1 protein-coding gene and 1 pseudogene are annotated in these 4,711 nt (G+C 61.3%); one reads left to right on the top strand and one right to left on the bottom strand.

Annotated features, from left to right (window positions below):
• Positions 1 to 103: 103 nt before the first annotated feature.
• Positions 104 to 4,261, bottom strand: a complete 4,158-nt coding sequence (locus tag QZY03_RS04765; RefSeq protein ID WP_295578628.1) for an integrin alpha — start codon at positions 4,259 to 4,261, stop codon at positions 104 to 106.
• 266 nt (positions 4,262 to 4,527) lie between these two features.
• Between QZY03_RS04765 and QZY03_RS04760 the strand changes: the two are divergent.
• Positions 4,528 to 4,711 (top strand): annotated as a pseudogene (locus QZY03_RS04760) (hypothetical protein); the annotation flags it as partial.

Raw genomic sequence — 4,711 nt, 5'->3', positions numbered from 1 at the left:
GCTATTACTGCTCTGCCGAATCTTCACATCAGAGGCTTACGCTACTTTCAGACGTTGCCATTGAGCCATTTTCTGTTTGTGTAACAGCCCTATCCTGCTGTTTTTAAAAAACTATGCGACCTACTGAGATCCCAGAGAGCCGCACCGTTGTCGGAAGCGCGTTGAAATCCTGAGTGGTCAACGTGATCGCGTTCGCCTTCATCGATTCGCCGAGCACCGTCAAGGCCGCGGTCGGGATGGCGTTCGGCGCGCCCACCAAGAGATCGGGCTTGCCGTCGCCGTTCACATCCCCGACCGCGCTGACCGACGACCCGCTCAGGGGCAGCGCGCTGGCATCCGCCCCGTTGATCACATAGCCCTGCACCGATCCGCCCACATCGGCGACATTCAGGCTCGCCACGCTGCCGATGTGGTTCTTCGCGCCACCATAAATGATGTAGCTGACGCCGGCCCCGGCCGCGGCCTCGGGCTCGGCCACGATCAGGTCGGCGCTGCCGTCGCCGTTCAAATCCCCGGCGCTGGACACGACGCTGCCGGCGCCGATGATTTGGAAGCCGTTGCTTCCGTTCAGCAGCGACAAGGCCTGCGTGTTGACTGAAGCGTTCAGCGCGGCTCCGCCAAAGACCACGTAACTCGCGCCCGGGGTGAAAGTGCCTTGCGCGTTGGTCGTGCCGGGACGGCCCACCACGATGTCGCTCACCGTGTCCCCGTTGATATCCCCGATGCCAGCCACCTGGAGCGGCAGGTTGCTCCCGGTGTCGTCGACGAGCACGAACCCCTGCCCCGAGGGCAGGCTGGCCAGGTCCAGGCTTGCGCCGAGTTCGCTGGCGCCGAAGACGACGATGGCCGCGCCCGCGCCGCCGATGAGCAGATCCGCTAAACCGTCTGCGTTGACATCCCCCGGCAACGCGACCGAGTTGCCCATCTGCAGCAGGGGCTGGCCGTTGATGCTCGCGGTCTGGTTGGTCACGGTCAGCATCGTTTGCGCGTTAACCCCTCCTTGTGCGTACACCGTGACGATGCCGCTTTGCTGGGCAAGGTGGCTGGTAGTGCCGTCCGGGGTCGCCAAGGGGGCGCCAACCGCGCAGGCATTGAGCCGCCCGAACTGTCCGCCACTCACGGCGCTGCCGAAGCGCCCACCTGCCGAGTAAGGACTGGCGAGTGACATGCCATAAGTGGGGTTGTCGGCGAGCAGCACGCCAATCTCGTTGGTGGAGAGCGTGTCCGTGAAGAGAGACGTGCCTCCGTAGATGATATAGATACCGCCCGAGTCCTGGCCGGCCGGGCTGGCGAGTCCCGGCGCGCCGATGATGAAGTCGGGGCGCCCGTCATAGTTAAAATCGCCGGCATTCGCCATGCTATAGCCAAATTCGCTCAGGGCCTGACCGGTGAGGAATAAGCCGTCGGTCCCTGGATCGGTGAGGTTCGTCAGTTTCGCGTAGTCCTCGGCGTACACCAGGAAGGCTCCGCCCTGTTCCTGGTTGTAGTCGGGGGCCGTCATGGCGAAGTCGGGCGTCCCGCCGCCATTGACATCGCCCAGGCCAGTCACCGCTTGGCCGAAGCTGGCGAAATGGCTACCGCCAGGCAAGGTGTAGGCAAGACCTTTGGCGTGTCCGAGCCAGGGGTCCAGATCACCCAGATTGATCGGCGCGTTGTTGCCTTGGTTATAAATCAGGTACGCGTTCCCCGGCGGGGTTGCCAGCAACGTCTGGACGTTGGCGTCGCTGGTTGGCGCGTTCTGCCAGGTGATCAAGACGTTCCCGTTGCCGTCGAGCGCGAGCAAGGGGTGTTGGTTGGCGCCGGCGGTCGTGTTCAGGGCTTGAAGGGACCCCGTATTCCAAGCGACCTGCCCACTTGTATCGACCGTGCCGGCGATGATGTAGAGATTGGACAAACTGGCCGCGCTGCCTCCTGTCCCCTCGCCCACGAACGCGCCGTAGGCGTTTTTGTTTGTATCGACCACATAGCTGATATCGGCATCGGCTACCAGGTTCGGATCGACCGCCGCGGCGCTGCCCTCCGCAGCCGCCAACACCCAATGCGTGGTCGAGGTCGGCTCATAATTGGCGTCGCTTCGGACCGAGGACGCGGAGGAACCCAGATGGGTGGTGTGCGAATACTCAACCTCGCTCCCGTTGATACCATAGCTCAATGTGAAGAGCCAAAGATTAACGTCGACATTCACTGAGTAGTTAGACGATTCTTTAATGGTATCGGTCGCATTTGGTATGCCAATCACGTTGTCTGTCTTCTGCAGAAACTTGGCCTTGACCTTGAATAATTTAGAAAAAAAGCTTGCGTCCAGGTAAACACCCACGCTCAGCGAGGTGTCAAGGAACCCTCCTGCCCCCCCCGAGACAAGCGTTTCAAAGTATTCTGGAATATCCTGCGGCTGGAATTCCCACCAGACATCCCCAAGATTCGCCGAGGGATCTACCGTGGACAGATCGGGGTTGACGACCTCGAAAAAATAGTCGGTATCGCCGCCGGGACCGGCTTGGTTGTCTGCCCCCATTGAAAGGTTGAAGATGATTTCCGGCCCCGCGCTGACATTGAAGACTTTTCCTTTCGTGACCGACTCAAAGTCCGCCAACCCGGTGCCTGCGCCTGGGAACAGATCGTTCAGCACCATCGGCAGGGCATTGAATTTCAGGTCGGCTTGCAGCGCGAGGCTTGCATTCACTTTGCCCGGATAGCCCTGCAAGCTGGCCCAGCTCGCCGCCGCCTGAGCCGTTGCATTGATGGTCAGGTCGGCGTACTGGCCCATGACGTTGCTCCAAGCCATCTGAAGCCCCAGACCCAGACTGTTGGCGGGAAGGAGCGTGGCCTGGTTGGAGCCCGTCGTCTGGGTGGCAACCACCTTGCCTTGGGCATCGATGTAATAGCTCCATGTTAGATTGCCGCCTGACGCGGGAGGATTGCTCTTCGCCACTTTAATTTCGAAATTGGCCGCTGGAATCGGGATGCCCGACGACGCCGCCGAGGGATGAGTCGCATATATGAACTCGTCCCCTTTCACACGGGACGGCAACTGCACCGGGCCGCCCGAGGCCGCCGGCAATTGGCCGAGGTCGAACACCCTTTGCAGGTGTTGACCATTCAGCCGGGTCCGCAACAAGACCTGGTCCCCGGCCACGGAGATGACGGCCAGCTCGGTGTTCTTCCCGGCATCCTGGGTCAGTGCGCCAGGCGCAGACCATTGAAACCCGCCGTAGGGGGAGGCACTCAGGTTGGCCGTGTTGACTTGTCCGTTACTATCGATCCAGTAGGCTTGGGCAACGTTGTCGCTGGAAGCCGGGGCCATCAAGACCAGGTCAGTGCCGCTGGCGAAGGGGGACGCGCCGATACCGGTGCTGGCCGCGCCGACCCCGACATAGTGTTGGTCATTGGCGGCGCCGGACGGATTGAATCCATAGTAAAGCTGGCCATCCTGGTTCCAGATGGCATGGGTGATCCCATCACTATCGGTAAATGTGGCGGGGCTGTTCGGCGCGGCGGCGGGGTTGCCGAGGTCGGGCAGGTCTTCCAGGCTGACGACCGAATAACCATCGGCGGCGACGCCATACAGCACGCGGTTCTCATCCACTTGAATCTCGGTGTACCCGCCACCGCTATAAGTTTCAACAAACTGTTGGGCGATCGCGGACCATTGGTAGACATCGCCATTGCTGTCCAAGCCGTAAATCGCGTCGCTGTCGACAACGGACAGGGCCTGGACCGCCGAGCCTTTGCCGCTGACGGCCGTAAACACTGCCGCCTGGCCGTCCCAGGAATAGAGGACGCCAGTGGAATCAAGCGCCCAGACCGAGCCATCCTGTTGTCCCACGGCGACCTGGGTGAACGTGGTCCCTGATGGACTCACCGCGGTGGCGCCATAGCCCGCGACGCTGAAGAGTGTACCGTCCTGAACCAGCCAAAACATGCCGTTACCTACGGCGAATGACGTGACTGGCTTGTCCGTTATCGCGGGACCAGCGATGCGGTATGACGGTCCAAAGGTTTGGGTAGATGGATCGTACAGGACAACCTGCGGATTCGCGTCGCTCGTGTTGAGCATCGCATACGCATTACCTTGGGTATCGACAGCCAGTATCTGCGACTGCGCCGCAGTGTCTTGCAATATCCACTCGTACTTGCCATTGAAGTCGTTATAGACGTAAAGGTTGCTTTTGTTGTCTGCAACCCAACGGGTCGTGGAATTTCCGACCGAAATGTGGTCGATGTTCGAGTAGGCGAAGGTGGCGGTGGCGGGGGTGTTCATGCTCGACTTTGGCCATTTTTGCAGCTGGGCGCAGGCCCCGCACGTGACGCCACGGCGGTGCCGAAGCGTGTGCTGAGCCGGGGGTTGCGGCGGCCGATCGTCGCGACCAGCCGCCGTCCATCGGCGGGCGTGGCCCGCGGCGATGCATAGAGGGAGACAGGCGGGCCACCAATGGAGTACCGTCCGCGATCGACCAAGACAACGGACGTATCCGCGGATGCCCCACCTGCCAGCCTCGATTGTACCGGTTTTATTCGCATTTGCGCATGTTAAAGTGTTTCTACAAAAAGGCCCATCTACCAGCCTCGATTGTACCGGTTTTATTCGCATTTGCGCCCCTGTTCACCGCGCCGACCTGGCGCCACGTGCAGGTCTTGGTGACCGGCACGCTGCTGGCCCAGGGTCCGCGCACGGTGGCCGCGGCCCTGCGGGTCATGGGGCTGGCGCATG

Origin of the sequence: uncultured Lamprocystis sp. (assembly GCF_903933125.1) — a bacterium.
Lineage (GTDB): Bacteria > Pseudomonadota > Gammaproteobacteria > Chromatiales > Chromatiaceae > Thiodictyon.
Note: the sequence above shows the minus strand (reverse complement) of the source record. Positions and strands in the feature narration are given on the sequence as shown.

Coding starts and splice junctions, on each gene's coding strand:
- QZY03_RS04765 (WP_295578628.1), bottom strand. CDS start 4,261: ATGAACACCCCCGCCACCGCCACCTTCGCCTACTCGAACATCGACCAC.